Below are 26866 nucleotides of genomic sequence, written 5' to 3'. Positions count from 1 at the left end.
CAACTCGTTCCCGACCGCGAGTTCTGCGCTCCGGCGAGTGAGTTCCGCGTTCAGGCGAGCACGACCTTGCCCAGTTCGGCCGGGGTCGCGAGCAGATCGTGGCGCGGCAGGATCCGCACGGTGTACCCGAGCGAACCGGCGCGCGGCAGCCGCAGCGAGGCCGTGTACTCGCCCTCCCGCGAGGGTGACATCGACACCACGATCGGCTCCGCCAGCTCGTCCGTGTCGCCCACCCGGCCGACCACCGTCTGCACGTCCACTTCGGACGGTTCGAGCCCGGCAAGGTCGACCTTCGCGCGGACCCGGACCTCGTCGCCGACCACGAGCAGCTCCGGCGGCTCCACCGTCAGCTCGGTGTCCAGCACCCGGACCTGACGCCACAGCGTGTCGAGCCGCCGCCGGTACCCGGCCAGCGCCCTGGCGCCCGAATAGCCGTCGGCGGCCGTCTCGGCGCTGGTCACCGCCGCCGGATGATAAGCCGTCTCCACGTACTCGCGCACCATCCGCGACGCCTGCACCCGCGGCCCCAGCACGTCGAGCGTGTGCCACACCATCGACATCCATCCGCGCGGCACACCGGCGTCGTCCCGCTCGTAGAACAGCGGCGCGACCTGCTGCCCCAGCAGGTCGTACAACGCGGCGGACTCCAGCTCGTCGCGGCGCAGCGGGTCGGTGACGCCGTCCGCGGTCGGGATGGCCCACCCGTTGCTGCCGTCGTAGCACTCGTCCCACCAACCGTCCTTGATGGACAGGTTGAGACCGCCGTTGAGCGCCGACTTCATGCCCGACGTCCCGCACGCCTCCAGGGGCCGCGTCGGGTTGTTCAGCCACACGTCACAACCGCGGTAGAGGTAACGGGCCATCGACATGTCGTAGTCCGGCAGGAACACCATGCGCCGCCGGATCGCCGGATCATCGGTGAACTTCACGACCTGCTGGATCAGCGCCTTACCGCCCTCGTCGGCGGGATGCGACTTGCCCGCGACGACGACCTGCATCGGCCGTTCCTCGTCCAGCAGCAGCGCCCGCAGCCGTTCCGGGTCACGCAGCATCAGCGTCAGCCGCTTGTACGTCGGCACGCGGCGGGCGAACCCGACGGTCAGCACGTCGGGATCGAAGACCTGGTTGATCCAGCCCAGCTCCAGAGCGGACGCGCCGCGCTGCAACCACGCGTTGCGGACCCGCCGCCGCACCTCCAGCACGAGCTTTTGCCGCAGGTCACGGCGCAGCGCCCACAGCTCCTCGTCGGACACACCCATCTCACTGGGCAGCTTCCCGTCGTGACCCCACGCCTTGTGCTTGCCGCCCAGCAGCGCGGTCAGCTCCCGCGCCACCCACGTCGGCCCGTGCACGCCGTTGGTGACCGACGAGATCGGCACCTCCGCGTCGTCGAACCCGGGCCACAGCCGCCCGAACATGCGCCGCGACACCCGGCCGTGCAGCGCGGACACGCCGTTGGACCGCTGCGCCAGCCGCAGGCCCATGTGCGCCATGTTGAACATGCCCGGGTTGTCCTCGGCGCCCAGCGCGAGGATGCGCTGCAGCTCCAGGCCGGGCAGCAGGCGGCCGTCGCCGAAGTAGTGCCGCACCAGGTCCACCGGGAAGCGGTCGATGCCCGCCGGGACCGGGGTGTGCGTGGTGAACACGGTGCCCGCCCGCACCGCGGACAACGCCTCGTCGAAGGCCAGACCGTGCTCGCCGATGATCTCGCGCGCCCGCTCCAGCCCGAGGAACCCGGCGTGCCCCTCGTTGGTGTGGAACACCTCCGGCTGCGGATGCCCGGTCAGCTCGCAGTAACGCCGCACCGCGCGCATACCGCCGATGCCGGCCAGGATCTCCTGCCGGATCCGGTGGTCGGCGTCGCCGCCGTAGAGCCGGTCGGTGACGCGGCGCAGGTCCTCGTCGTTGGCGTCGATGTCGGTGTCGAGCAGCAGCAACGGCACCCGGCCCACCTGCGCCTGCCACACCTGCGCGTACAGGTCGCGGCCGCCCGGCATCGCGACGTGCACCAGCACCGGCTCGGAGTCGGCGTCGGTGAGCAGGTCCAGCGGCAGCGCGCTCGGCTCGATCACCGGGTAGTGCTCGACCTGCCAGCCATCCAGCGACAGCGCCTGCCGGAAGTAGCCGGACCGGTACAGCGGCCCGACACCGATCAGCGGCACGCCCAGATCGGAGGCGGCCTTGAGGTGGTCACCGGCGAGCACCCCGAGCCCGCCCGAGTAGTTCGGCAGCGCCTCGTGCACACCGAACTCCATCGAGAAGTACGCGATCGCCGACGGCGCGCGGTCGCCCTCCGGGTGCTGCTGGTACCAGCGGCGCTCGGTCAGGTACCGGTCGAGGTCCTCGGTCATGCCGCGCGCGCGGGCCAGGAAGTCCTCGTCCGCGGCCAGCTCCTCCAGCCGCGCCGGCGACACCGCGGTGAGCATGCGGAGCGGGTCCCGTACCCGCCGGAACAGCTCGTCGTCCATCGACGCGAACAGGTCGCGGGTCGGCGGATGCCACGTCCAGCGCAGGTTGGTGGCCAGCGCGCGCAACCCGGCCAGCGGCTCGGGCAGGCTCGCGCGGACGGTGAACCGGCGGATTGCTCTCATGGGGATCGACGATATCGGTAAGGTGCGCTGCGACAAGCGTGACGAACATCGAGGGGGGGCCGGGTGCGGCGATCACTGGTGGCGCTGACCGGGATGCTGGCGCTCGCGCTGGCCGCGTGCAGCGACGGGAAATCCGCGTCCCTGTCGGAGGGTGACGTCGCGGGTCTGCCGATCACGCACTTCGAGAGCGGCCTGAAACCGAACGCGCCGACGCCGGACCTCGATGTGACCAACGTGAGCGACGACGAGGCCGACCGGGTCGCCGTCGCCACGATCGCCGACGTCGAGGACTACTGGTCCGACGCGCTGCCGTCGTCCTTCGGTGTGCGGTTCGAGCCGGTGAAGTCGCTGCTGTCCTACGACTCCGAGGGCGAGAACCAGGAGAACGGCTGCGGCGACACCCGCGACAACGCCAACGCCTTCTACTGCAGCCTCGACGACTCGGTCGCCTGGGATCGCGGAGTGCTGCTGCCGACGATGATGGACCAGTTCGGGCCACTGTCGGTGGTCACCGTGCTGGCGCACGAGTTCGGGCACGCGGTGCAGTACCGGATCGCCGACAAGGCGGGCATCACCCGCAACACCCCCACGATCGTCAAGGAGCAGCAGGCCGACTGCTTCGCGGGCGGCTACTACCGCTGGGTCGCCGAGGGCAAGAGCAAGTACTTCACGGTGTCCACGTCCGACGGTCTGAACTCGGCGCTGTCGTCGCTGTTCCTGGTGCGCGACAGCGCGGGCACGGCGGCGACCGACCGGTCCGCGCACGGCACCGGCTTCGACCGCACCTACGCCTTCCAGATCGGCTTCGAACAGGGCCCGAAGGAGTGCGCCGGGATGACGATGGACACCATCCAGCCCCGCCTCACCGAGCGCCCGTTCGACTCCGGTGACCACGACGGCGACATCGACGTCGACCAGGACGCGATCGACCTGCTGAAAACGAGCCTCGATCAGGCATTCTCCGGCGCCGGGGTGCAGGCACCGGAAATCGTGGACAACGGCGGCACCTGCCCGACCGGGACGTCCACCCCGCCCGCGACCTACTGCACCGGCGACAACACGGTCAGCATCGACCTGGCGGCACTCGCCGAACTGGGACAGCCGGTCGACCAGGATGGCGAGTTCACCGGCTCCAGCAGCGGCGGGCACGGCGACTTCGCGGCGTTCTCCGAAGTCGCGTCCCGGTACGCGCTGGGCATTCAGAAGGGCGTCGGGGCGTCGCTGGACAACGCGAATGCCGGGTTGCGGACGGCGTGTCTGGTGGGGGCTTGGGCCGCGGCCACCAATCAGTTGCAGGGCGGGGACCAGTTGCGGATCTCGGCTGGGGACCTGGATGAGGCGATTTCGGATCTGCTGCGGCCGGATTCGCTCGTGGCGGCTGATGTGAGCGGGAAGCCTGCGGCCAGTGGGTTCAACCGGGTGGAGGCCATGCGGACCGGGTATCTGCAGGGGTCCGGGCCCTGCTCGACGCAGTACGGGTGAGGTGGGCGCAGGGCTTGCGTAGCCGCTACACGGGTTGTTGCGCTGCGCGCGGCTGACAAGCGCCGGCTTCGCTTCGCTACGCCCCGATTGGGGCCGCCCCGATTTTTGATTGTTTCTACGGCCGAGCAGGCGGCGTCAAGGCGGGAAAGCGTGCCTTGACTCCGCCTGATCGTCCGTAGAACTGAGCTGGGGATCGGGGTGCGGGGGAGGGCTGGGCGGCCTGGTGGCTGGGTTGCGTTGCCGGGCGGCGGTGTGGTGGGTGGGTGGGTGGCGTCCCGGAGGGGCAAACACGGCGCCCGCAAGGGCCAACACGCCAGCCGGAACGGCAAACACGCCGCGCGACCCGGCGTGTTTGCCGTTCCGGGCGGCGTGTTTGCTGTTCCGGGCGGCGTGTTTGCCGCTCCCGGCGGCGTGTTGGCCGCTCGCGGGCGCCGTGTGGGGGGTCAGAACAGGGCTGAGGCCAGGTTGCGGCGCGCGGCGGCCACGCGCTCGTCGGAGGCGTCGAACAAGTCGAAGAGGCTCACCAGGTGCTCGCGAACCCGGTTGCGGTCCGGGCCCGCGCTGCGGCGCACGGTCTCGATCAGGCGCGAGAAGCCGTCCTCGACCTTGCCGGTCGCCACCTCGTAATCCGCGGCCGCGAACTGGGCGTCCAGGTCGCCAGGTGAGGCATCGGCCCGGGTGACGGCCGTGGGGTCGGCCTCGGCGGCTCGGGCGGCGAAACGGACCTGGGCCTGGGCGGCCTTGGCCAGCTCGTTGGCCGGTTCGGTGTCCAGGATCCGCTGGTAAGCAGCATCCGCCTCGGCGAAATCGCCGCGTTCGAACGCGGCCTCGGCCTCGGTGAAGCGCGGGTCCTCGGGCTCCTCGACCTCTTCGCCCTCGGCGGGCGGGATGCCCGGCAGCTTGTCCTTCAACGCGTCCAGCAGCTGGTCCAGCCACTGGCGGATCTCCGGCTCCGGCAGGGCACCGGAGAAGGCGTTGACCGGCTGGCCACCGGCGATGGCGACCACCGTCGGGATCGACTGGACCCCGAAGACCTGCGCGATGCGCGGGTTGGCGTCGACGTCGACCTTCGCCAGCACCCAGGCGCCGCCCGACTGCCCGGCCAGCCGCTCCAGCACCGGGCTGAGCTGCTTGCACGGCCCGCACCAGTCGGCCCACAGGTCGACGACGACGAGCTGCTGCATCGACCGGTCGACGACATCGGCCTGGAAGGTGGCCTCGGTGACGTCGATGACGGCGCCCGACACGGGACGGTCCCCCTCGGGCGCGCCGCCGCTGGGCTGCGCCGGACCGTTGCGCTGGGCCTCGGCCCGCGCCTTGAGCCCGGACAGATCCACCGCGCCGGACAGCGCGGCGGACATGGCGGCTGAATTGGCTGCTGATGCGCGTGGATTTGTCACGCTTCCATCCTGGCATGTACTGTCCGGCGTTTCACCGCAGGTGCTCCTCCAGCCGGTCCACTTTCGCGTCCAGCTGACCGCTCTCGAACCCCGGCCGGATGTCCGCCTTCAACACCAGCGACACCCGCGCCGCACCTTCGCCCGCCGCCTCGACGGCCCGTTTCACCACGTCCATGACCTCATCCCACGAGCCCTCCACGTTGGTGAACATCGCGTTGGTCGAGTTCGGCAGGCCCGAATCACGCACCACTCGCACCGCCTTGGCGACGGCCTCGCTGACCCCGCCGTCCGGGTCACCACCGGACGGGCTCACGCTGAACGCGACGATCATCGGCTCTCCTCACACTCGCGGCACTTGCGCACTACCCTGCCCCCTCGGTCAAGAACCCGCTGGTAGCTTCCCTGCCATGAACCGCCGGCTGCCTTTCGACCCGATCGCCCGCGCCGCCAAGACGTGGGAGGAGCGGATCGGGCCGTCCACGACCATGGCGGCGGTCACCGGCGTGATGCGCGTGCAGCAGATCGTCCAGTCGGCCGTCGACGGCGCCCTCAAGCCCCACGGCCTGACCTTCGCCCGCTACGAGGCGCTGGTGCTGCTGTCCTTCGCGCGCCGCGGGTCGCTGCCGATGCGGGTCATGGGTGAGCGGCTGCAACTGCACCCCACCAGTGTCACCAACATCGTGGACCGGCTGGAGAAGGACGGGCTGGTCAAGCGCGTACCGCACCCCACCGACCGGCGGACCACACTGGTCGAGATCACCGACGACGGTCACGCCCGGCTGGAGGACGCCACGAAAGCGGTCACCGGCATCGACTTCGGCCTGGTCGGGCTCACGTCGAAGCAGACCGAACAGCTGTCCGACCTGCTCACGAAGGTCCGCAAAGCCACGGGCGACTTCGACGGCTGACGACGGCACACGGCGCCGCCCCCACAGTCGTGGAGGCGGCGCCGCGGTGGAAGATCAGGCGGAGACGGCGTCGCGGACGAACAGCCCGGTACCGCCGTGAGTCAGCCGCTGCGGGCCGTCCAGCTTGCCGGTGCGCAGCGCCCAGGTCTCGAACCACCAGGTGAACAGCGGCGGGATGCTGGCGAGCAGCGCCGTGATCACGGTCTTCGGACGCCAGCCCAGCGGCTTGAACACGGACAGCGTGACGATCAGGTAGACGACGAAGACGACGCCGTGGACCATGCCGAGCACCGGCACGCCGCCCTCGTTCGGGGCGTCGACGACGTACTTCAGGAACATCCCGATCAGCAAACCCGCCCAGGACAACGCCTCGGCGACGGCGGCCACGCGGAACACGAGAGCGGCCTTGCTGGTCACTGCTTTCCTCCTCGTGAGAAGCACATGAGAAAACGTCCGACCCTGCTACGTTCAACCACGCTGTCGGACGTTCCGGTACCCAGTGTGAGGCGTGATGGTCCTCACCGGAACGCCGGGGGTCGTGATCATCATCACCGACACCGGAATCGCGTGGCGTGGGCCACATCCAGGTCGTCCACAAAGGATCAAAACGGACGACGGTTGACACGCCCCCGCCCGCGGGTGTGAAATCCACACCGCTATGACAACGTTGTCGTCTGATCCGCGTAAGGCGTCTCGTCGCGCCACGATGAACGACGTCGCCCGCCTGGCCGGGGTGAGCATCAAGACGGTCTCGCGGGTCGTGAACGACGAGCCCGCGGTGCACCCGGAGACCGCCGAGCGCGTGCTGGCGGCCATCGACCAGCTCGGTTTCCGGCGCAACCTGGGCGCCCGCAACCTGCGCCGCGGCTCCACCACCGGCACGGTCGGCCTGGTGGTCGAGGATGTCGGCAACCCCTTCTATTCGGAACTGAACCGGGCGGTCGAGAAGGTCGCCACCGCGTTCGGGCGGCACGTCCTGTCCGGTTCCTCGGAGGAGGACTCCGACCGCGAACGTGAGCTGGCCCTGGAGTTCTGCTCGCGGCGCGTCGACGGCCTGCTGGTCGTCCCGGCGGGCACCCAGCACGGCTACCTCGTGCCGGAGATGCGGGCGGGCACGCCGGTGGTGTTCGTCGACCGTCCGGCGGGCGACATCCCGGCCGACACCGTGCTGGTCGACAACCTGGGTGGCACCGTCGAGGCCGTCGCCCACCTGGCCCGGCACGGGCACCGCCGGATCGCCTTCCTCGGCGACCGGCCCGACATCTTCACCGCCGCCGAACGCCTGCGGGGGTTCCGCGACGGCTGCGCCCGCGCGGGCCTGCGCTTCGACGAAAGCCTCGCGATCCTGCGGCCCCCGACACGCGACAGCGTCGCCGACGCGGTGACCCGCCTGCTCGGCGGGCCCGACCCGGCCACCGCGATCATCGCGGGCAACAACCGCGCCGCGGTCCACCTGCTGCGGGCACTGGCGCACGTCACCCCGCGTCCCGCCGTCGTCGGCTTCGACGACTTCGAACTCGCCGACCTGCTCGACCCACCGGTCACCGTCGTGGCGCACGACGTCAGCCGCCTCGGGTCGGCGGCGGCCGAGCTGTTGTTCGCCCGCATCAACGGCGATGCCTCACCACCGAGAAAGGTCGTCCTGCCCGTGCATCTCGTTCCCCGCGGCTCCGGTGAGGTGTCCCCGTGACCGCTCCGATCAAGCTTCCGGCCAACCAGCCGGACCAGTTCTACCGCGGCGGCGCGGCTATCGCGGCTCTGCGCGGCGCGTCCGGTCAGGACTCGGCGTTCGGCCCGGAGGACTGGGTCGCCTCCGCCACGACCCGCTTCGGCCAGGACGAATCCGGCCTGAGCAGGTTGCCCGACGGCCGCTGGCTGAGGGACGCGGTCCGCGACGATCCGAAGTCGTGGCTCGGCGCCGGGCACGTGTCGGCGTTCAAGGATTCCACCGCGCTGCTGGTCAAGCTGCTCGACGCCGGCCAGCGGCTGCCGGTGCACTTCCACCCCACCGACGGTTTCGCGCGTGAGCACTTCGACTCGCACTTCGGCAAGACCGAAGCCTGGATCGTCATCGGCACCAGCGGCGACGACCCCCGCGTCTACCCCGGCTTCCGGGAGACCGTCAGCTCTTCGACGGTCGACGGCTGGGTGCGCGAGCAGGACACCGACGCGATGCTGGGGGCGCTGAACAGCGTCCCGGTCCGCGCTGGTGACACGGTCTACATCCCGGCCGGGCTGCCGCACGCGATCGGCGAGGGCGTGTTCGTCGTCGAGCTGCAGCAACCGACCGACTTCTCGCTGACCATCGAGTGGCGGAACTTCCTGGACAGCCCCGAGAAGGGCCACCTCGGTCTCGGCTTCGACACCGCGTTGACGGCACTGGACACGAGCGGCTGGGACGACGAGCGGCTCACCAGCATCGTCAAGCACACCGCGGACGAGCCCGGGTCCACTGTGGACCTCCTCGCCGCCGGTTCCGCGGAGTTCTTCCGCGCCGACCAGCTGCGCCCGTCCCCCGCGCTCGCGCTCGACCCGTCGTTCGCCGTGTTCGTGGCGCTCGACGGGCAGGGCACCCTGCGCACCGAGCACGGCGACGAGGTCCCCGTGGCCAAGGGCGAAACCCTGGTCGTCCCGCACGCCGCGGGCCAGCTCGAACTGGCGGGCGAGCTGGCCGTCATCCGCTGCCGACCCCCTGCCCCGGGAGTGCACTGATGAACGACACCGTCCTGCTCGACGCGCGGAACCTGGTCAAGCACTACGGCTCGGTGGAGGCCCTGCGCGGGGCGTCCTTCCAGGCCCGCGCGGGCGAGGTGACCGCGCTGATCGGGGACAACGGCGCGGGGAAGTCCACCCTCGTCAAGTGCCTGTCCGGCGCGGAGCAACCGAACTCCGGCGAGATCGTGCTGGACGGCGGGACGGTGTCGCTCGATTCGCCGACGACCGCGCGGCGGCTGGGCATCGAGACGGTGTACCAGGACCTCGCGGTCGCCCCGGACCTCGATCCGGCGGCGAACCTGTTCCTCGGCAGGGAAATCCCGCGCAAGGGGTTCCTCGGCAAGCTGGGGATGCTGGACAAGGCCGAGATGCGGCGCCAGGCGGTCGCCGAGTTCGAACGGCTGGGCGTGACGCTGCAGAGCGCGGACGTGCCGATCGGGTCGCTGTCCGGCGGGCAGCGGCAGAGCGTCGCCGTGGCGCGGTCGGTGGTGTGGGCGTCGAAGGTCGTGTTCATGGACGAGCCGACCGCCGCGCTCGGCGTGGTGCAGCGGGAACGCGTGCTGGACGTGGTCCGGCGGGTCCGCGACGAGGGCATCGCGGTGGTGCTGATCAGCCACAACATGCCCGAGGTGCTGTCCGTGGCCGACCGGGTCGAGGTGCTGCGGCTGGGCACGCGGGTGGCCCGGTTCAAGGCTTCGGAGACCAAGCTCGAAGACCTGGTCGCGGCGATGACTGGCGCTCTGACGCACGAGGAGGCGGCATGAGGACTGCTTGCAGGTCCGCATCATCGAACACCACGCTCGCCGACGTGGAAACACTGTCGCGGCTTGCCGCGTCCGTTGAGGAGGCGGCGTGAGCACGGCGATTCAGACCAAGGTCGAGGGCGGGGTCGGCAAGCGATCCCTGGGGCAACGGCTCCTCGGTGCCAACACGTTCTGGATCGCGCTCGTGCTGCTCGCGCTGATCGCGATCTTCACCGCGCTGGCCCCCAACGAGTTCGCCACCGTGTTCACGTTCCAGACGTTGCTGATCGAGACGTCGGTGCTGCTCGTGCTCTCGGTCGGGATGACGTTCGTGATCATCACCTCCGGGATCGACCTGTCCGTCGGGTCGGTGCTGATCTTCGCGGGCATGGTGTGCGGCAAGACGATGGAATGGCTCTCCGGCGGCAACGCGAGCGCAGCGGGATGGGGCGTGATCACGGCCGGGCTGGTCGCGGCGGTGCTGGCCGGCACCGTGTGGGGACTGATCAACGGGTTCCTCATCGCGGTGGCGAAGATCCCGCCGCTGATCGTGACGCTGGGCTCGATGGGCGCGGCGCTCGGCGCGGCGTACCTGCTCAACGGTGGTTCCGACGTGCGCAGCGTGCCCACGACCCTGAACCGCACGCTCGGCTACGGCACGTCGTTCGGCGGCGTCCCGAACCTGGTGCTGGTCGCCGTCGTCATCACGCTGATCGGCGCGTGGCTGCTGCACACCACGCGGTTCGGCCGCTACACCTACGCGGTCGGGTCGAACGCCGAAGCGGCGCGGCGGTCCGGGATCGCGGTGACCGCGCACCTGCTCAAGGTGTACCTGCTGACCGGTTTCCTCGCCGGGGTGGCGGGTTTCCTGTCGCTGGCCTACTACGCGTCGACCACGATCACCGCCCACACCAACGACAACCTCAACGCGATCGCGGCGACCGTGATGGGCGGGACCAGCCTGTTCGGCGGCGTCGGATCGGTGCTGGGCACGGTGATCGGCGTGTTCATCCCGGCGGTGCTCAAGAAGGGCTTCAACATCACGCACGTGCAGGACTTCTGGCAGATGATCGCGGTCGGCGCCGTGCTGGTGGCCGCGGTGTGGTTCGACCAGCGGCGCCGCCGGTCGCGCAGTTCCCGCTGAATTCTCGTACAACGAAGTAGGGAGAGGGATCGATGAAGTTCACGAGGTTCGCCGCCGCCGGTGCGCTGGCGGCGACCGCGGTGTTGCTCGCCGCGTGCGGGTCGGGGCAGGTCGGCGATTCCGGCGGCACCTCGGCGGAGAACAACAAGCGGATCACGCTGATCCCCGGCGTGCAGGCCGAGCCGTTCTACATCTCGATGCAGTGCGGCGCGCAGGCCGAGGCGCAGAAGCTCGGGTACACGCTGGACACTTCGGCACCGCAGAAGTTCGACGCCGCGATGCAGACCGAGAAGGTCAACGCGCTCGGTTCGAACCCGCCCGCCGCGCTGCTCATCGCCCCGACCGACGACACCGCGATGCTCGCACCGATCCAGCAGGTCGCCTCGCGCGGCGTGAAGATCATCGAGGTCGACACGGCGTTGCAGGACACGAGCGTGGCCCAGTCGTCGATCTCGTCGGACAGCACGCAGGGCGGGCAGATGGCGGCGGACACGCTGGCGCAGCTGGCCGCGGGCAAGTCCGGTTCGGTGCTGGTGCTGGACACGATCGCGGGCACCTCGACGACGAACGCGCGCGCGGCCGGGTTCGAGGACCAGCTCAAGAAGTACCCGAACCTGAAGTCGGCCGGCATCCAGTTCACGCAGAACGAGCCGGAGCAGGCCGCGTCGAAGGTGACCGCGGCGCTGGCGTCCACACCGGACCTGGTGGGGATCTTCGCGACGAACCTGAACACCGGTGAGGGCGCCGCGACCGGCCTGCGCAACGCGGGCAAGGTGGGCCAGGTCAACCTCATCGGCTTCGACGCCAGCCCGTCCGAAGTGGAGGGTCTGCGCAACGGCGAGTACCAGGCGCTGATCGCCCAGGACCCGGCGACGATCGGGCAGCAGGGCGTGCAGCAGGCGGTGGCGGCGCTGGAGGGCAAGCCGGTGACGCGCAACCTGACCGCGCCGCTGCACTCCATCACGAAGGACAACATGGACGCGAACCAGCAGTACTTCTACAAGCAGTCCTGCTGAGGGGAGCCGGGAAGGTGCGCCCCTGGGGGTACGCACCTTCCCGGCGTTCAGCGCAGCGTCTTGAGGTGCCCTGCCATCCAGGCGCGCGTGGCGCGCCACAGGCCGGCGCCCAGGGAGATCCGGGCGACGCCCAGTCCGGCCAGTGCCGCAAAGTCCGCACCGTTCGCGTTGACCGCGGCCGGGCTCACCGCCGCCACGAACTCGGCGAGCACCTCGGTGTCCCGCAACAGGATCGGGTACACGCAGTCCGCCCCGGCCGCCAGGTAGGCCCGCGCCCGCGCGATCGCTTCGGGCAGTGCCGCACGCTCGTCCGGCGCTCCCAAGAAGACGTCGATGCGCGCGTTGATCACCAGGTCCGGTCCCGCGGCCGCACGCACCACCGCCAGCCGCGCCGCCTGTTCGTCGACCGGGCGCAGTCCGCCCGCGGTGTGGTCGGTGTCCTCGTAGTTGCACCCGACCGCGCCGGTCGCGAGCAGCCGCTGCGTGAACTCGGCGCCGGTCAGTCGGTAGCCGCCCTCCGCGTCGACCGTCACCGGCACCGACACGGCCCGCGCGATCCGCGCGGCCGCCGCGAACATCTCCTCGACCGGCGCCTTCTCCCCGTCCGGGTACCCCAGCGCCGCGGCGACGGCGACCGAGGACGTCGCCACCACCGGAAAACCGGCCTCTTCGACCAGGCGCGCCGTGTCGGCGTCCCAGGCGTTGGGCAGGACCAGCGGCCGGCCGGGGACGTGCAACGCCCGCAGCGTCTCGGCGGTCACCTCGGGTCCGCGGGCAGCGGCTTGTGACTGGTGACGCCGAGCCGGTTCAGCGCGTTGATCACGGTCGCGGCCCAGGCCACCGCGACGTACTGCGCTTCGGTGAAGACGGTCGTCGCCCGCTCGTACACGTCGTCGGGCACGTCCTGGTGCTGCGACAGCCGCGTCATCGATTCCGTCAGCGCGAGGGCGGCGCGCTCCTGCTCGGTGTAGAGGTCGGTCTCCCACCACGCGCCGAGCATGACGATCCGCCGCTCGCTCTCGCCCAGTTCGCGGGCGTCCCTGGAGTGCATGTCGAGGCAGAACGCGCAGCCGTTGAGCATCGACGCGCGGATCTTGACCAGCTCGATCAGGCGCTGGTCCAGTCCCGCGTCCACGGCCGCCTTCTCGACGACCGTGTGCAGGCCCACGATCGACTTGTACGCCTCGGGCAGCGCGGAGGACAACTGGATTCGCTTCGTCATGGCGATCACGCTAGCCCGCGCTGGCCCACAGGTATGGTCCAGTGACATGACAAGTTCGTGGTCCAGTTCCGACCTCCACCTCGACTGGATCCCGTCGACCGGCAGGCGCGGCCTGGCCGACGCGCTCCGGCGCGCCATCCGCGAGGGACGTCTGTCGCCCGGCACGCCCCTGCCGTCCACCCGCGCGCTCGCCACCGATCTCGGCATCGCCCGCGGCACGGTGACCCGCGTGTACGGCGACCTGGCCATCGAGGGCTACCTCAGCACCAGCCAGGGTGCGGCGACCCGCGTCGCCGCCGGCACGCGCACCACGGCCGAACCCCGCGAGCAGACCGGCCCGGACACGCCGGCGCGGCTCCGCGACGCCCGCTGGGACCTGTTCCCCGGCCGCCCCGACCTGTCCTCGTTCCCGCGCACGATGTGGGCGTCCGCGGCGCGGCGGGTGCTGCAGCGGATCCCCGCCGGCTCGTTCGACTACGGCGACCCCGCCGGGGCAGCCGTCCTCCGTGGCGCGCTGGCCCGGTACCTCGCGCGCAGCCGCGGTGTCCTCGCCGATCCGGACCGCATCGTGGTGTGCGGCGGGTACCTGCACGCGATCACCGTGCTCGGGCACCTGTTCGGCGAGTTCGCCTTCGAGGACCCGTCGCTGCCGGAGTTCCGTGACGCTGCGGCGCGGGGCGGCGCGAAGGTCGTACCGGCGCCGGTGGACGACCGCGGGATCCGGGTGTCCGAGCTGAACAGTCCGGTCGCCGTCGTGACGCCCGCGCACCAGTACCCGCTGGGTGTGACGCTCGCACCGGAGCGCCGCGCCGCGTTGGCGGGCTGGGCCGCGGGCGGCGGTCTGGTGGTCGAGGACGACTACGACGGCGAGTTCCGGTTCGACCGGCAACCGGTCGGCGCGGTGCAGTCCCTGGCGCCGGAACGGGTCATCTACGCCGGCACGGTCAGCAAGACGCTCTCGCCCGCGTTGCGGATCGGATGGCTGGTCCTGCCCCGGCACCTGGTCGGTCCGGTCCGCGAAACCATGGCGGCGCTCGGCTGGCGCACGCCGGTGCTGGATCACCTGATCCTCGCCGACCTGCTCACCTCCGGCGCCTACGACCGGCACGTCCGGCAGCGCCGCACCGCGTACCGCCGTCGCCGTGACCGATTGCTCGCCGCGCTGCCGCCGTCGTTCGAACCGGACGGCGTCTCCGCGGGACTGCACCTGGTCCTGCGTCCGCACGGCGAGGAGGAGGTGGTCCTGCGCGCGCTGCGGAAACGCTCGGTGGCTGTCGACCGGCTGAGCCGTTACCGGATGAGGCCCGGCCCCGGCGGGATCGTCGTCGGGTACGCGACTCCGGCCGAGCACGCGTTCGGCCCGGCGGTGGAGGCGCTGGTGGCCGGGTTGCGGTCGGTCACGCCCTGAGCGGATTCACCCGCCGGGCGGGTGTCGCGCTCACAGTTCGTTCTTGTGGAACTCCCCCGCCTTCATGATCACCGGCATGGTGGCGCCCCGGCGGCCCAGGATGCCGATGTCGCCCAACGGGTCGCCGTCGACGACGAGCAGGTCCGCGTGCGCGCCGGGGGCGATGACGCCCAGCCTGCCTTCCTCCTGCAGGATTTCGGCGGCGACGCTCGTCGCGGAGACGAGGATGTCGTACGGGTCGAGCACTTCGGCGCGGAGCTCGAACTCGCTGCCCTGGCGCTCGTGGTGCGCGCCCAGCAGGTCGGTGCCGAACCCGGTCCGGACGCCCGCGGCTTTGAGCAGCGTCAGCGCGTGCAGCATCGCGTCGTAGGTGCCGGCGAGCTTGCGCACGCTGACCTCGGGCAGCCCGAGCGCGGCCCCGTCGTCCTCCAGCGCCTTGACCACCGCCAGGGTCGGCACGGCGAAGGTGCCGTTGCGGGCGAGCAACTCCGCCGTTTCCCGGGTCAGGAAGGTCGCGTGTTCGATGCAGCGCACCCCGAGTTCGGAAGCACGGCGGATGGCCGCGTCCGGATGGCAGTGCGCGAAGACGTAGCTGCCCCTGGCGTTCGCTTCGTCGACGGCGGCGCGGATCTCGTCGTCGGTGAACTGCAGCGCGTCGATCGGATCGCTGGGCGAGGCCACGCCGCCGGACGCCATGATCTTGATGGCGCGGGCGCCGCGGCGGAACTCTTCCCGGACGGCGCGGCGCACCGCGTCGGCGCCGTCGGCGATCGCGGTGAAGCGTTCGTGCCGCGGCGGGCAGCACTCGCAGCCGGTGAGGTCCTGCTGCGAACCGGCGCGGAAGTCCCCGTGCCCGCCGGTCTGCGAGATGTACCGGCCGGAGTGGAAGAACCGGGGTGCCGCGAGCCAGCCGCGTTCGAGGGCGCGGGCGTAGCCGGCGTCGGTGCCGCCCGCGTCGCGGAGCGTGGTGAAACCGTGGTCGAGGCTGGTCTGCAGGAACCGGGCGGCGAACAGCGAGTAGTACTCGGTCGGCTGCTGGGCCAGCGCGGTGACGTCCAGGTCCGCGGCCCAGATGTGCACGTGCAGGTCGATCAGGCCGGGCATCAGCGTGCGCCCGGCCACCGGCACGGTCACGTCGGCTCCGCTGAACGGGCGATCGGAGATTTCACGGATCACGCCGTCCTCGACGAGGACGTGCCCGGGACGCAGACCGGGGCTGGTGCCGTCGAAGATGTTCGCGTCCCGGAACAACGTCGTGCTCAAGGGTGACCTCCCGGCGAGTCGGTGTGCGTGTGCCCCCGTGTTGATCAGACAGTGCCACACTCAGCCGGCGGGAACGACGTCCCGCAGCTTGGCCCGCACTTCTTCCGGCGCCACCGACATCGCGTCCGGGTCCGGGGTTCCCGGTGTCTGGAGCCGTCGATCGTGCGTCCGGTGCGGGATCCAGGTCGGTGGACATCGGGCCCGCGTGGAAGGCCATGCTCAACGTCCGGCCGCGCCCGCTCGTGGTGCCGATGACCCGGTAGTCCGCACCCCGGGTGGCGGCGAGGAACACCCCCAGCGTTGTCGCGGGCGGGTCGGTGAGGCTGAGCGGCCACCGCTGGACGTGGCCGTTGTGCGCGGCCACCACGATCCGCTTCTCCCGCTCCGCCAGGAACCGCACGGTGTCCGCCAGCACCGTTGCGACCGGATGGGTGTCGTCGCCCTTGACCCAGCCATCGACCATCGCACCCTCGACGAAGCCGGACTCCATGACGAAGGCCGTGAACCCGTGTCGCTCCACCAGGTAGCGGAACAGCCGGTGCCGCAACAGGTACGACTCGCCGATGCCGTGGGAAAGGGTGTACGGCGGTCTCGCTCAGTACCGTCATTGGTACTCCTTCGTCGAAGTCGGGAACCCGCGAGGTTGAGCAACAACGAAAGGAAGTAATTGTAACACAATTTAGCCGTGTATCGTAGCTGCTCATGGCCGCGTCATCGGCGGAGCGGATCGCCACCCAGTCCGCGCCCGAGCGTGTCGCCGGCGTGCTGCGCGACGAGTTGCTGGACGGCGCCCATCCCGTCGGCAGCCGCTTCCGCGAGGAGGACCTGGCCAAGCGGTTCGACGTCGGCAGGCACACGGTCCGCTCAGCGCTGCGGCTGCTCGTCGAACGCGGGCTGGTGGTGCACGAACGGAACCGGGGCGCGGTCGTCGCACCCTTGAGCAGGCGGCGCATCGACGAGGTGTTCGACTACCGCAAGGTGCTGGAACTCGGCGCACTGGACATGGCGCTGGCCAGGAACGCCGATTTCGGCCAGGCGCTGCGTGAGGTGCGGCGGCTCGAAGCGCTGGCCCGGCGCACGCACGGTCCGTCCTGGCGGGAACTGACGGGCGTGCACAGCGCCATCCACCGGGCGATCGTCGCCGCGGCGGGCAACCAGCACCTGCTGGACAGCTATCAGCGCTGCGAGGACGAAGTGCGGCTGCTGCTCACGTTCATCCGGCCCGACTTCGACGCCGCCCGCCTCGCCGTGGTCCACCGTGAACTGATCGACAAGCTCGCGCTGGGCGGGCAGGTCGCGACGGAGGCGCTCATCGCCGACATCGACGGCGCGGGCCGGGCGGCGTTGCTGACCGCCTTGCGGCGCGCCGAGGAGAGCGCGCGCCTGATCGGCCGGTGACAAGCTGCCGGTTCGAGACACACTCGCCACGTAAATTGTGTCACAATCTCTCCCGTAGGTCGCTCCTGCAATGGTGATGGGAGAACAGCGCGATGAACGTTCGACGGCGAAGGGCCATCCCGCGCCGCATGCCACGGTGGTCGGAACTGCGACCCCTCGTGACGCCCCGCGAGGTCGTGTTCGACGCGACCGAGCGCCGCCTCAGCCGCGCCACGACGATCGACGACCTCCGAGCGATCGCCCGTCGGCGTGTCCCGCGCTCGGTCTTCGACTACGTCGACGGCGCCGCGGAAGCGGAGGTCAGCCTGCGGCGCGCCAGGACGGCCTACCGGGCGATCGAGTTCCGGCCGCGCGTCCTGCGCGACGTCGCCGAGGTGGACACCGGCACGAGCGTTCTCGGCGGGCCCGCCGCACTGCCGCTGGTGCTCGCTCCCACCGGCTTCACGCGCATGATGCACCACGAGGGCGAGATCGCCGTCGCCGCGGCCGCCGCACGGGCGGGCGTCCCGTACACACTGTCCACAATGGGCACCAGATCGATCGAGGACGTCGCGGCGGCCTCGGCGGAGGGCAGGCGGTGGTTCCAGCTGTACCTGTGGCGTGATCGCGCCGCGGGCAAGGACCTCGTCGAGCGGGCGCTGCGGGCGGGCTACGACACCCTCGTGCTCACCGTGGACACACCGGTGGCCGGTGCCCGCCTCCGGGACGTCCGCAACGGGATGACGATCCCCCCGTCGCTGCACCCCCGGACGTTCGCGAACATGGCACTGCACCCCGCCTGGTGGTTCAACCTGCTCACCACCGATCCCCTCGAGTTCGCGTCACTGCGGACGTGGAACGGCACCGTCGGCGAGCTGGTGAACCACATGTTCGACCCGAGCGCGACCGTCACCGACCTCGAATGGCTTCGGCAGACCTGGCCCCGCACACTGGTGGTGAAGGGCATCCAGGACGTCGAGGACGCGAAAATGGTCGTCGACGCCGGCGCCGACGCGGTCGTCGTGTCCAACCACGGCGGCCGCCAGCTCGACCGGGCGCGAACGCCGATCGAGCTGCTCCCGGAGGTGGTCGCGGCGGTCGGCGACCGCGCGGACGTCCTGGTCGACACCGGCATCACCACGGGCGGCGACATCGTGGCGGCGGTCGCGCTCGGCGCCACCGGTGTCATGGTGGGCCGGGCGTACCTCTACGGGCTGATGGCGGGCGGTGAACGTGGAGTCGACCGCGCGCTGCGGATCCTGCGCGACGAGACGGCGCGAACCCTGCAACTGCTGGGCGTCGGGCGCATCGGCGAGCTGGGCCCCGAGCACGTCCGGCTCCGGCACCGGTAGCCCGTCCCGCGGGACATCCGGCGGCCAGGGTGACTCCGTGCGCGCTTACGAGCCCACTGCTCGAAGGTGGTCATCCTGATGCCGAGGCGCGGCGAGGGCCGGTGTCCCCCGCGTCGTCAGAATCCGTCGGCGACGCCCTCACGCCGTGGTCCGGTGCAGGCGCCCAGGCTGCCGTCCTCGTCGCGCCAGGCCATCTGGTAGGTGCCCATGTGGTAGTCGTACTCGGGCAGCGGATTGGTCAGCACGCCCAGCTTCGCCAGCCCCGCCGGAACGTCCGGGGCGACGCGGGACTCGACCGAGATCGTGTGGTCGTCTTCGTACGGGAGGCAGCGCGGGGCGTCGTCGGCCGCGTACGGGTCCATGCCGAAGTCGAGGATGTTCGACAGGACCTGCGGCACCGTGCAGTGCACGTTGCCCGGCGAACCCAGCGACAGCCATGGTTTCCCGTCGCGCAGGACCATCGTGTTGGACAGGATCGAGCGCATCCGGCCGCCACCCGTCACCCAGCCCTCGATGGGCGAGGTCAGGCTGTTCATCGCGTGGCTGCCGACCATCGGGACGCCGCCGACGACCTCGCCGGGGATGCCGCCGCTCTGCAGGGTGTTCATCAGCTGCACCCAGTTGCCCTGCTCGTCCACGACCGTCAGCTCGCAGCTGCCCGCCGGTTGCTTGGACGCCCCCGACGCCGCCATGGCGGGCATCCCGCGAGTCAGCGTGACGTGCTCGGTGAGGTCGACGCGGGCCCTGGCGTTGCGCAGGATGTCGGCGAAACCCCTGATCAGCGCGGGCGAGGTGAGCGGGCCGGTGGTGTCACCGAAAACCGCCGGGTCGTTGAGGATCCCCGTCTCCAGCGTCGCGCGGCGCAGCGCGTGGGCGAGGTAGTACAGCGCCTCGGCGTTCTCCGACCAGTGCCCGACGGAGGTGATGTCCAGTTCGTCGAGGATGCCGAGCACGATCTGGCAGAAGATGCCCTGGCGTTCGGGCGCCGACTGCTGCACGACCGTGGACCCCTTGTGCTCCCACCGGTGCCCTGACGACCACCGCGGCGGGATCGCCGTCAGATGCTCCAGTTTCACGTCCCAGCCCAGTGCGTTGCCGCGCGCCACGAAGTCCTGCGCCCATTTCCCGGTGAGGAAGTGGTCCGGGCCCTCGGCCGCGAGTGCGCGCATGGTCTCCGCCAGTTCCGGCGACGCCCAGCGGTCGCCGACCTGCGGCAGGTGCCCGTCGGGGGTGAAGTGCCTGCGACCGGATTCGGTGTAGAGGAAGAAGTCGACGGTCTGCGCCATCACCAGGTGCTCGAACGACGTCACGACGTGACCTTCTTCGGCCCAGTGGACGGCGGACTCGCACAACCGCGCCCAGGGCAGGGTCGCGAACCTCTCGTAGAGCGCTTTCATCCCCGGCATGAAGCCCGGCGTCACGGCGCGTGGCGTGCCGGGCACCACCGCGTAGAACCCCTTGCCCGCCGGGATCGGGGCGAACGGCGCGAGGCCGGGCACGATGGTGCCCATGCTGTTCAGCTCGGCGACCTCGCCGGTCTTCGCGTCGTGGACGAGCGCGGTGACGGTTCCGGTGTGGTTGGTCATGTCCTGCTGAACGACGGCCTGGACCAGGCTGCCCGCGATCGCGGCGTCGACGGCGTTGCCGCCCGCGCGCAGCGTGTCGAGCATCGTGTCCGTGACGATCCGGTGCTGGCTCGACGCGACGGCGCGCCGTCCGGTCACGGGCTCCTTCGGACCGACCCGGCCCGGTTCGGCGGCGACGGTGGTCATGGTCCTCCTCGGGTGGCGGATCAACGGGGCGTTCGCGCTGTTCTCCCCTCGTCACTTTCCGCCGTGACCAGTCGCGGCGTCAATGGACATCCGTCGGGCGCGCCGAGTCCGGATCGCGACAGGTGTCGGGCGACGGCGGGAGCCGGGCTCCGCACACTGGAAAGCCGGGAACACAGGGAGGACGAAGACGATGAGCTCGGAAGTCGCGGACGTCGTGGTGGTCGGCGCGGGCGTGATCGGATCGGCGATCGCGCTCGAGCTGGCCAGGACGCGGCGCCGGGTGGTCGTGGTGGATCGCGCCGGGGGCGCCGGGCAGGGCTCGACGAGCGCGTCGAGTGCCGTGGTGCGGTACAACTTCTCCACGCTCGCGGGCGTGGCGACCGCCTGGGAGTCACATTTCTGCTGGTCGGCGTGGGCCGAACACCTCGACCACGACGTCGGCGACCTGGCCCGTTTCGAACGCAGCGGCTTGGTGATGCTCGACGTCGAAGCCGCTCCACGGGCGGGCTGGCTGCCGCTGTTCGACGCGGTCGGGGTGCCCTACCAGGAATGGGACGCCGCGACCCTGCGCGAACGCGTTCCCGGGATCGACGCGGGCCGGTTCTGGCCGCCCAAGCGCATCGACGACGACTCCTTCTGGGCCGATGCCACGGGCGCGCTCGGCGGGGTCTACACCCCCGATGCCGGGTACGTCACCGACCCCCAGCTGGCCGCGCGGAACCTGGCGGACGCTGCCGCGCGGGACGGCGCGCGGTTCCTGTTCCGCGCCACGGTGGCCGGAGTGGAATCCCGCCACGGGCGAGTGAGTGCCGTGGTGCTCGCCGACGGCACGGTGATCTCCGCGCCGGTCGTGGTCAACGCCGCCGGTCCCTGGTCGGGCAAGCTCAACAGGCTGGCCGGGGTCGGATCGGACTTCACGATCGGCGTGCGGCCCCTGCGCCAGGAGGTCGCCCACGTGCTCGCGCCCGAGGGCTACCACCCGCCCGGCGGCGTCGGCCCGGCCATGGCCGACATGGACCTGGGCACCTACTTCCGCGGTGAGGTCGGCGGTGGCCTGCTCGTCGGCGGTACCGAGCCGGCGTGCGATCCGCTGCACTGGCTCGACGACCCCGACGACGCCGGGCTGCACCCCACCATGGCGGTGTTCGAAGCCCAGGTGACGCGGGCGGCGCGCCGGCTGCCCGGGCTGCGGGTGCCGAACCGGGCCCGCGGGGTCGTCGGCGTGTACGACGCCGCCGACGACTGGACGCCGATCTATGACCGCACCGAACTCCCCGGGTACTACGTCGCGATGGGCACCAGCGGCAACCAGTTCAAGAACGCCCCCGTCGTCGGCAGGCTGATGACGACGCTGATCGACCGGGTGGAGTCCGGGGCCGACCACGACACCGATCCCGTTCGCTACCAGGGCGCCCACACCGGTCTGGAGATCGATCTCGGCGCGTTCTCCCGCAAACGCGAACGCAACACCGGCAGTTCCGGCACGGTGATGGGCTGAGCATCGGGCTACCGTGGACGGCAGCCGCCGAGTGGAAGGGGCGCCGTGTCCGACCGCGATCTGCAGTCCATCGTGGACGAACTCGCCGAGCGCCTGCGGCGGTCGGTGGCGATCGACGATCCGGCGATCCGCCTGCTCGCCGCCAGCCGCCACTTCGGTGACGAGGACCCCTTGCGCGTCAGCTCGGTCATGAACCGGGCGGTGGAACCGCGGATCGTCGACCACATCCTCGCGCAGGGCATCAGCCGCTGGGTCGCGCCCGGCGTCGTCGACGTCGAGGGTGCGCTGCCGCGGCTGTGTGCGCCGGTGCGCTGCAACGGCATGCTGCTCGGCTATCTGTGGCTGATCGACAGGAACGGCACGTTCACTGAAGACGAGGTGGCCGCCGCGGGCGAGGTGGCCGCCACCGCCGGGGCGATGCTCCTGCGTCGTCTGCTGCTGCACGAGCGGTCGAAGGCGCGTCAGGAAGGCATCCTGCGCGAGCTCGTCTCCGGTGACCCCGCGGTGCGGGCGCAGGCGATCGAAGACCTGCGTGCCGAACAGCTCTTCGGCGACGAGAGCGCCCATTTCACCGTGCTCGCCGTGCAGTGCCCGGTGTCGAAGACCGCGACGGCGCCGCAGGAGGTCGCCTTCGAGGCGGCGGTCGAGGACGGCGCCCGAGCCGCTGCCGACGACGTCGTGCTGATGGCGGCGAACCGGTCGCGCGCGTGGATCCTGCTCGTGCAGCGGGTGCCGCCGTCCCGGGTACTGGTCGACGCGATCGCCGAGCGGACCACGGCCCGGTTCCGGCGGCTCGGTGACGAGCGCGCCCAACCGGTGTTCGGGCTCGGGGGCACCGTGACGGCACTCGGCGACGTCGTCACGTCCTACCGGCAGGCATTGCTGGCCGCCCGCGCGGCCCTGCTGCTGCCCGGTTTCGGGGCGCTCGCCCGCTGGGGCGAACTGGGTCCCTACGAACTGCTGCTGAAGCTGCCGCCCGAAGACCTCCGCAACGCCGCGCAGGTGCCGGCGCTCGCGGCGGTGGAGCGGGAGGACACCCATGACGTCCTGATCCCCACGCTGACCGGGTTCTTCGACCACGGCGGCAACATCCAGCGCACCGCCGACTCGCTGCGCGTCCACCGCGCCACGTTGTACCAGCGGCTCAAACGGATCGAGCAGATCACCGGGTGCAGCCTGGACTCCGGGGACGACCGGCTCATGCTGCACCTCGGGCTCAAGCTGCGGATCATCGCCGCGGCCTATCGCGACCACCTGGGCGCCTGAGTATCGACGAACGTCGCCCGCGCGGCGGTCCGGACGCGACATCCGCCGCTGGTCCGGGCCGGTGCCGCCGCCGCACACTCGAACGACTTGAGCGAGCGCCACCAATGGAGGCCTGATGAGCCAGCCAGCCAGGGTGATGTCGTCCGACGGGGTGCGCAGCGTGAAGATGCGGCGCCGGGTCCTCTTCGCGTCGTCGGTCGGCAACTTCGTCGAGTGGTTCGACTTCACGTTGTACGGCTACGCCGCCAGCGTGATCGCCTTGACGTTCTTTCCGCCGGGGAACCGGGCCGCGGCGCTGCTCGGTGCGTTCGCCGTCTACGGCGTGGCGTTCGTCGCGCGGCCGCTGGGGGCGGTCGTGTTCGGGCGGATCGGGGACCGGCGCGGCAGGCGGACCGCGCTCGGGGCGTCGATTCTGATCATGGGCGCGGCGACCGCGCTGATGGGCCTGTTGCCGGGGTGGTCGTCCGTGGGCGTGCTCGCCCCGGTGCTGCTGCTCGTCTGCCGTCTGGTGCAAGGATTTTCCGCGGGCGGTGAGTACACGGGGGCGCTCACCTTCACCGTCGAGCACGCCCCGGACCACCGCCGGGCGTGGTACATGGGTCTGGTCGGATCGTCGACGATGCTCGGTGCCGTCGGGGCGACGGCCGTCGCCCTGGTTTTCCGGTCGGCGTTCGGCGACCGGTTCGCGACCGAGGGCTGGCGGTGGATGTTCATCCTCGCCGGGGTGGTCGCCGTCGTCGGCCTGGTGCTGCGTTTGCGGGTCGACGAAAGCCCGGTCTTCGAGGCGATGCGTGATCAGCGGGCACCGGCCCCGGCGCGGCCGTTCCGCGATCTGGTGCGGAGCCACTGGAAGACGCTGCTGGTGCTGTTCGCCTACTTCGGGGTGCTGGGGCTGCTGACGCACATGTTCCTCGGTTACCTGCCCACGTACCTGAACGAAGCGATCGGGATGCGCGCGACGACGGTGCTGGCGTTGACCACCGCGGCGAACGTGGTGTCGATCCCGGTCGCCTTGTGGTTGTGCGTCCTGGCCGACCGCCACGGCCGCCGGGTCCAGATCCGCCTCGGCGCGGTCGCCGCGGTCGTCCTGGTCGTGCCCGCGTATCTGCTGATCGGTACCGGGAGCGTGCTCGCCGTGGTCGCGGCGCTGCTCGTGTTCGTGTTCGCCGTCTCCCTGCTGCAGATGGGCGCGTTGTCGGTGCTGGAGCTCTACCCGACTGGCGTCCGTTTCAGCGGGATGGCGTTGCCGTACAACGCGGCGTACGCGGTTTTCGGCGGGACCGCACCGTTGGTCAGTGAGTTGCTGGTGGGCGGCACAGGAAGCTTGCTGGCGCCGGCGATCTACGCGAGCGTCGTCGCCCTGATCGCGCTCCCGGTCCTGCTGAAAGGCATCCCGGAGACGAAGGGCACCGACTTGCGCGGCAGTTGAACAATGCCGCCGAACGCGGTCACCCAACATGGCCCGGCGCGCGGCCGTCGACGCCGCGGTAGGCGTCTCCCCCGTGCGGGCGGCGATGGTCCCTCACGGACCAGGGTCGGCACGTCGTCGGGCGTGTCTTTCCCGCGCGAGCGGGAATGGCCGGGGTGACGCGGTCCAAGCGGGACCGACGTCATTCCGGACGGTCGCCCGCCTTACCCTGTTGCCCCTGGGGCGAAACTGGGGCACGGGGCGGTCGCAACGACGGTCAACGGCATCGAACGGCACTGGGCTGCCCCGAACTGCCCCAGTCGACCAGCGGATTCTCCAAAGTTGCAGGTCAAGTGGGCTAGGGCACCACACTGGCAGTGTGGGGGTCAGGGTTCGAGTCCCCTTAGCTCCACCGACGTATTTTGGACAATGCGGCTGTAAATTGAGCCGATGTCGTTGACCAAACCAGTTCGATCGGTGCCTGATCAGGAACGCCGCAGCACAGGATTGCCCGGTTAAACGCCGAGATCGACGCGATGCCTCTGTCGCTTCGAGACTGGCAAGTAGCAGCGGGCTTCCGCGACAGTTGCGTGTCCGCACGTGGTGAACGTCGGCGCTAAGCCCGGCTGACCACGTGGCGTGTAGGGGGGAGGGTGGGCATCGTCATGCGCGCTCTGGACCTATGCGGAGCCAGGATGGAGCGCTGGTGCGCCGGCAGCTGCTACTCGTGCGGAAACTGCGGCTTCAACACCGGCTGCGCTTGATCTTCCGAACCTGAACCTGGGCTGCTGACATCGGGTTCGAGAAGTTGATCCAGGGGCCCGCCAATCGGGTCCTCAGTGGTTACCCGCGGTCTGTTCGAGACCGGCGTCGAGCGCGTCGAGGACCGCGTCGCCGTTTGCTCTGGCCCACTCGGTCAGTGCGTGGATCGGATCGATCAGTGTCGCTCCGAGCGGGGTGAGCTCGTACTCGACGCGGGGCGGCGCCTCGGCATGCGCGCGGCGGCGGACGAGTCCGTGCGCTTCGAGCCGTCGAAGCGTCTGGGTGAGCATCTTGCGGGAGATGCCGCCTATCAGCTTGATCAGATCGCCGTGTCGCACCGGGCCCTTGCTGAGGCCGGCGAGTACGACCACCGTCCACTTGTCGGCGATCAACTCGACCGCCAGCCTCCCCGGGCAGTCGGCAAGAAAGGCATCACCGGGGCCGAAACCACTCATGACGCCAAAGGGTACCTGCTCGTTCCTATCGGAAACATAGCCTGGATCCTGTTCCCTTCGAAACCAGGAGAGTCATGCGAGTCATCACCCTGCCCAAGCTCGGCGGTCCTGAAATGCTCACCATTGTGGACGCGCCCGCGCCCAAGCCACTGCCGACCGAGGTCCTCGTCCGCGTCAAAGCGATCGGGCTGAACCCGCTGGAGGCGATGCTTCGCTCCGGTGAGTTCCCGCTGCCCGGCCAGCTCCCGTTCGTGCTCGGATGGGACATCAGTGGGGTGGTCGAAGCGGCACAGACGTACCGGTGGCGGCCCGGTGACGAGGTGTTCGGGATGCCGCTGTTCCCGCGGCCGGCCAGCGCCTACGCCGAGTTCGTGTCGGCGCCGGCACTGCACCTGGCGCGCAAACCCGCGTCGCTCCCGCACGTCGAGGCCTCGGCATTGCCGGTCGTCGGGCTGACGGCGTGGCAGGGCCTCGTCGACCTCGGCGGCGTGACCGAGGGTGACCGCGTCCTGGTCCACGGCGGAGGGGGCGGAATCGGCCACGTCGCGGTGCAGATCGCGAAAGCACTCGGCGCGCACGTGATCACGACCGCCAGCGGCAGCAAGCGGGAATTCGTCGAGAGCTTCGGCGCTGACGAGGTGGTCGACTACACCAGGGTCGACTTCGCCGAGACGGTCCGTGACGTCGATGTCGTTCTCGACACGATCGGTGGCGACACCGTCGAGCGGTCCCTCGCAGTGCTCCGTCCAGGAGGGCACCTGGTGACCGCGGTCGCCGAAGAGGATTCGGAGCTCGCCGCCAAATTCGAGGCGGCCGGCATGCGCTTCAGCGGCATCGCGGTCGATCCCGATCCGGTCGCCCTGCGCGGTCTCGTCGACCTCGTGGAACAGGGCAAGCTCCGAGTCCACGTGCAGCAGACGTTTCCGTTCGAGCGCGTCGCCGACGCGCACCGGCTGCTCGATGCCGGCCACCTCCAGGGCAAGCTCGTCCTCACCATCTGATCCTCGTCGTGGGGCCTCGCGTGCGCGAGGCCCCACGACGAAACCGCCCCGAAAGCGGGACACCGGGCGGCGGACAGCCCTTC

Annotated in this window: 24 protein-coding genes; 14 read left to right on the top strand and 10 right to left on the bottom strand. The window is 70.6% G+C overall.

Features of this window, described 5'->3' with window-relative positions; all coding sequences use genetic code 11:
* Positions 1-50 precede the first annotated feature (50 nt).
* A complete protein-coding gene (glgP, locus tag HNR02_RS16285; protein WP_179774005.1) occupies positions 51-2591 on the bottom strand; it encodes an alpha-glucan family phosphorylase in 2541 nt (846 codons plus the stop codon).
* 93 nt (positions 2592-2684) lie between these two features.
* On the opposite strand from glgP, the gene HNR02_RS16280 reads away from it, so the two are divergent.
* Positions 2685-4073 (top strand): neutral zinc metallopeptidase, encoded by a 1389-nt coding sequence (locus tag HNR02_RS16280; protein ID WP_179775953.1) that lies wholly within the window; start codon positions 2685-2687, stop codon positions 4071-4073.
* Positions 4074-4516: 443 nt separating this feature from the next.
* On the opposite strand, the gene HNR02_RS16275 is transcribed toward HNR02_RS16280, so the two are convergent.
* Together HNR02_RS16275 and HNR02_RS16270 are read right to left on the bottom strand one after the other, a co-directional pair.
* On the bottom strand, positions 4517-5434 hold the full coding sequence (locus HNR02_RS16275; RefSeq protein WP_179774004.1) for a tetratricopeptide repeat protein: 918 nt from the start codon (positions 5432-5434) through the stop codon (positions 4517-4519).
* A 70-nt stretch (positions 5435-5504) separates the two neighbouring features.
* Entirely contained in the window at positions 5505-5804 is a 300-nt protein-coding gene (locus tag HNR02_RS16270) for a thiamine-binding protein (RefSeq protein WP_179774003.1), read from the bottom strand.
* Between the two features lie 76 nt (positions 5805-5880).
* Here HNR02_RS16270 and HNR02_RS16265 point away from each other — a divergent pair, with 76 nt between their 5' ends.
* The gene (locus tag HNR02_RS16265) at positions 5881-6381 is read left to right on the top strand and encodes a MarR family winged helix-turn-helix transcriptional regulator (protein ID WP_179774002.1); all 501 of its coding nucleotides are present in this window, start codon (positions 5881-5883) and stop codon (positions 6379-6381) included.
* Positions 6382-6435: 54 nt separating this feature from the next.
* On the opposite strand, the gene HNR02_RS16260 is transcribed toward HNR02_RS16265, so the two are convergent.
* The gene (locus tag HNR02_RS16260) at positions 6436-6798 is read right to left on the bottom strand and encodes a DUF3817 domain-containing protein (protein ID WP_179774001.1); all 363 of its coding nucleotides are present in this window, start codon (positions 6796-6798) and stop codon (positions 6436-6438) included.
* A 289-nt stretch (positions 6799-7087) separates the two neighbouring features.
* Here HNR02_RS16260 and HNR02_RS16255 point away from each other — a divergent pair, with 289 nt between their 5' ends.
* From HNR02_RS16255 to HNR02_RS16235, 5 genes are all read left to right on the top strand, one after another.
* On the top strand, positions 7088-8071 hold the full coding sequence (locus tag HNR02_RS16255; protein WP_179774000.1) for a LacI family DNA-binding transcriptional regulator: 984 nt from the start codon (positions 7088-7090) through the stop codon (positions 8069-8071).
* On the top strand, positions 8068-9093 hold the full coding sequence (locus HNR02_RS16250; RefSeq protein ID WP_179773999.1) for a class I mannose-6-phosphate isomerase: 1026 nt from the start codon (positions 8068-8070) through the stop codon (positions 9091-9093). Before HNR02_RS16255 ends, HNR02_RS16250 begins: the two co-directional genes overlap by 4 nt.
* Positions 9093-9860: an ATP-binding cassette domain-containing protein gene (locus HNR02_RS16245; RefSeq protein WP_179773998.1), complete on the top strand. Its 768-nt coding sequence runs from the start codon at positions 9093-9095 to the stop codon at positions 9858-9860. Before HNR02_RS16250 ends, HNR02_RS16245 begins: the two co-directional genes overlap by 1 nt.
* Before the next feature lie 88 nt (positions 9861-9948).
* Entirely contained in the window at positions 9949-10983 is a 1035-nt protein-coding gene (locus HNR02_RS16240) for an ABC transporter permease (protein WP_179773997.1), read from the top strand.
* A 32-nt stretch (positions 10984-11015) separates the two neighbouring features.
* The gene (locus tag HNR02_RS16235) at positions 11016-11999 is read left to right on the top strand and encodes an ABC transporter substrate-binding protein (protein WP_179773996.1); all 984 of its coding nucleotides are present in this window, start codon (positions 11016-11018) and stop codon (positions 11997-11999) included.
* A gap of 47 nt (positions 12000-12046) precedes the next feature.
* Here HNR02_RS16235 and HNR02_RS16230 read toward each other — a convergent pair whose 3' ends face one another.
* Together HNR02_RS16230 and HNR02_RS16225 are read right to left on the bottom strand one after the other, a co-directional pair.
* Positions 12047-12760 (bottom strand): isocitrate lyase/PEP mutase family protein, encoded by a 714-nt coding sequence (locus HNR02_RS16230; protein WP_179773995.1) that lies wholly within the window; start codon positions 12758-12760, stop codon positions 12047-12049.
* Entirely contained in the window at positions 12757-13221 is a 465-nt protein-coding gene (locus tag HNR02_RS16225) for a carboxymuconolactone decarboxylase family protein (protein WP_179773994.1), read from the bottom strand. Before HNR02_RS16225 ends, HNR02_RS16230 begins: the two co-directional genes overlap by 4 nt.
* A gap of 46 nt (positions 13222-13267) precedes the next feature.
* Here HNR02_RS16225 and pdxR point away from each other — a divergent pair, with 46 nt between their 5' ends.
* On the top strand, positions 13268-14629 hold the full coding sequence (pdxR, locus tag HNR02_RS16220) for a MocR-like pyridoxine biosynthesis transcription factor PdxR (RefSeq protein WP_179773993.1): 1362 nt from the start codon (positions 13268-13270) through the stop codon (positions 14627-14629).
* A 30-nt stretch (positions 14630-14659) separates the two neighbouring features.
* Here the strand turns inward: pdxR and HNR02_RS16215 are convergent, their stop codons facing one another.
* Positions 14660-15892 carry a metal-dependent hydrolase family protein gene (locus HNR02_RS16215; protein ID WP_179773992.1) on the bottom strand — a complete coding sequence of 411 codons (1233 nt, stop codon included), beginning with the start codon at positions 15890-15892 and terminating at the stop codon, positions 14660-14662.
* The gene (locus tag HNR02_RS36790; protein WP_376772929.1) at positions 15795-16355 is read right to left on the bottom strand and encodes an erythromycin esterase family protein; all 561 of its coding nucleotides are present in this window, start codon (positions 16353-16355) and stop codon (positions 15795-15797) included. The genes HNR02_RS16215 and HNR02_RS36790 overlap by 98 nt, the downstream gene beginning before the upstream one ends.
* Before the next feature lie 239 nt (positions 16356-16594).
* On the opposite strand from HNR02_RS36790, the gene HNR02_RS16205 reads away from it, so the two are divergent.
* Positions 16595-17290: a GntR family transcriptional regulator gene (locus tag HNR02_RS16205; RefSeq protein WP_179773990.1), complete on the top strand. Its 696-nt coding sequence runs from the start codon at positions 16595-16597 to the stop codon at positions 17288-17290.
* Between the two features lie 128 nt (positions 17291-17418).
* Entirely contained in the window at positions 17419-18621 is a 1203-nt protein-coding gene (locus HNR02_RS16200; RefSeq protein ID WP_218902906.1) for an alpha-hydroxy acid oxidase, read from the top strand.
* Positions 18622-18737: 116 nt separating this feature from the next.
* Here HNR02_RS16200 and HNR02_RS16195 read toward each other — a convergent pair whose 3' ends face one another.
* Entirely contained in the window at positions 18738-20393 is a 1656-nt protein-coding gene (locus HNR02_RS16195; RefSeq protein WP_218902904.1) for a gamma-glutamyltransferase, read from the bottom strand.
* A 190-nt stretch (positions 20394-20583) separates the two neighbouring features.
* On the opposite strand from HNR02_RS16195, the gene HNR02_RS16190 reads away from it, so the two are divergent.
* The 3 genes from HNR02_RS16190 to HNR02_RS16180 all read left to right on the top strand — a co-directional run bounded on the left by HNR02_RS16190 (position 20584) and on the right by HNR02_RS16180 (position 24586).
* On the top strand, positions 20584-21891 hold the full coding sequence (locus HNR02_RS16190) for an NAD(P)/FAD-dependent oxidoreductase (protein ID WP_179773988.1): 1308 nt from the start codon (positions 20584-20586) through the stop codon (positions 21889-21891).
* A 45-nt stretch (positions 21892-21936) separates the two neighbouring features.
* A complete protein-coding gene (locus HNR02_RS16185; protein WP_179773987.1) occupies positions 21937-23157 on the top strand; it encodes a PucR family transcriptional regulator in 1221 nt (406 codons plus the stop codon).
* A gap of 115 nt (positions 23158-23272) precedes the next feature.
* Positions 23273-24586, top strand: a complete 1314-nt coding sequence (locus HNR02_RS16180) for an MFS transporter (protein WP_179773986.1) — start codon at positions 23273-23275, stop codon at positions 24584-24586.
* 815 nt (positions 24587-25401) lie between these two features.
* On the opposite strand, the gene HNR02_RS16175 is transcribed toward HNR02_RS16180, so the two are convergent.
* On the bottom strand, positions 25402-25782 hold the full coding sequence (locus HNR02_RS16175) for a winged helix-turn-helix transcriptional regulator (RefSeq protein WP_179773985.1): 381 nt from the start codon (positions 25780-25782) through the stop codon (positions 25402-25404).
* Positions 25783-25856: 74 nt separating this feature from the next.
* On the opposite strand from HNR02_RS16175, the gene HNR02_RS16170 reads away from it, so the two are divergent.
* Complete coding sequence (locus tag HNR02_RS16170) at positions 25857-26783, top strand: NADP-dependent oxidoreductase (protein ID WP_179773984.1); 927 nt, start codon at positions 25857-25859, stop codon at positions 26781-26783.
* The last annotated feature ends 83 nt before the right edge of the window (positions 26784-26866 follow it).

It is taken from the genome of Amycolatopsis endophytica (assembly GCF_013410405.1).
GTDB classification, from domain to species: domain Bacteria; phylum Actinomycetota; class Actinomycetes; order Mycobacteriales; family Pseudonocardiaceae; genus Amycolatopsis_E; species Amycolatopsis_E endophytica.
Note: the sequence above shows the minus strand (reverse complement) of the source record. Positions and strands in the feature narration are given on the sequence as shown.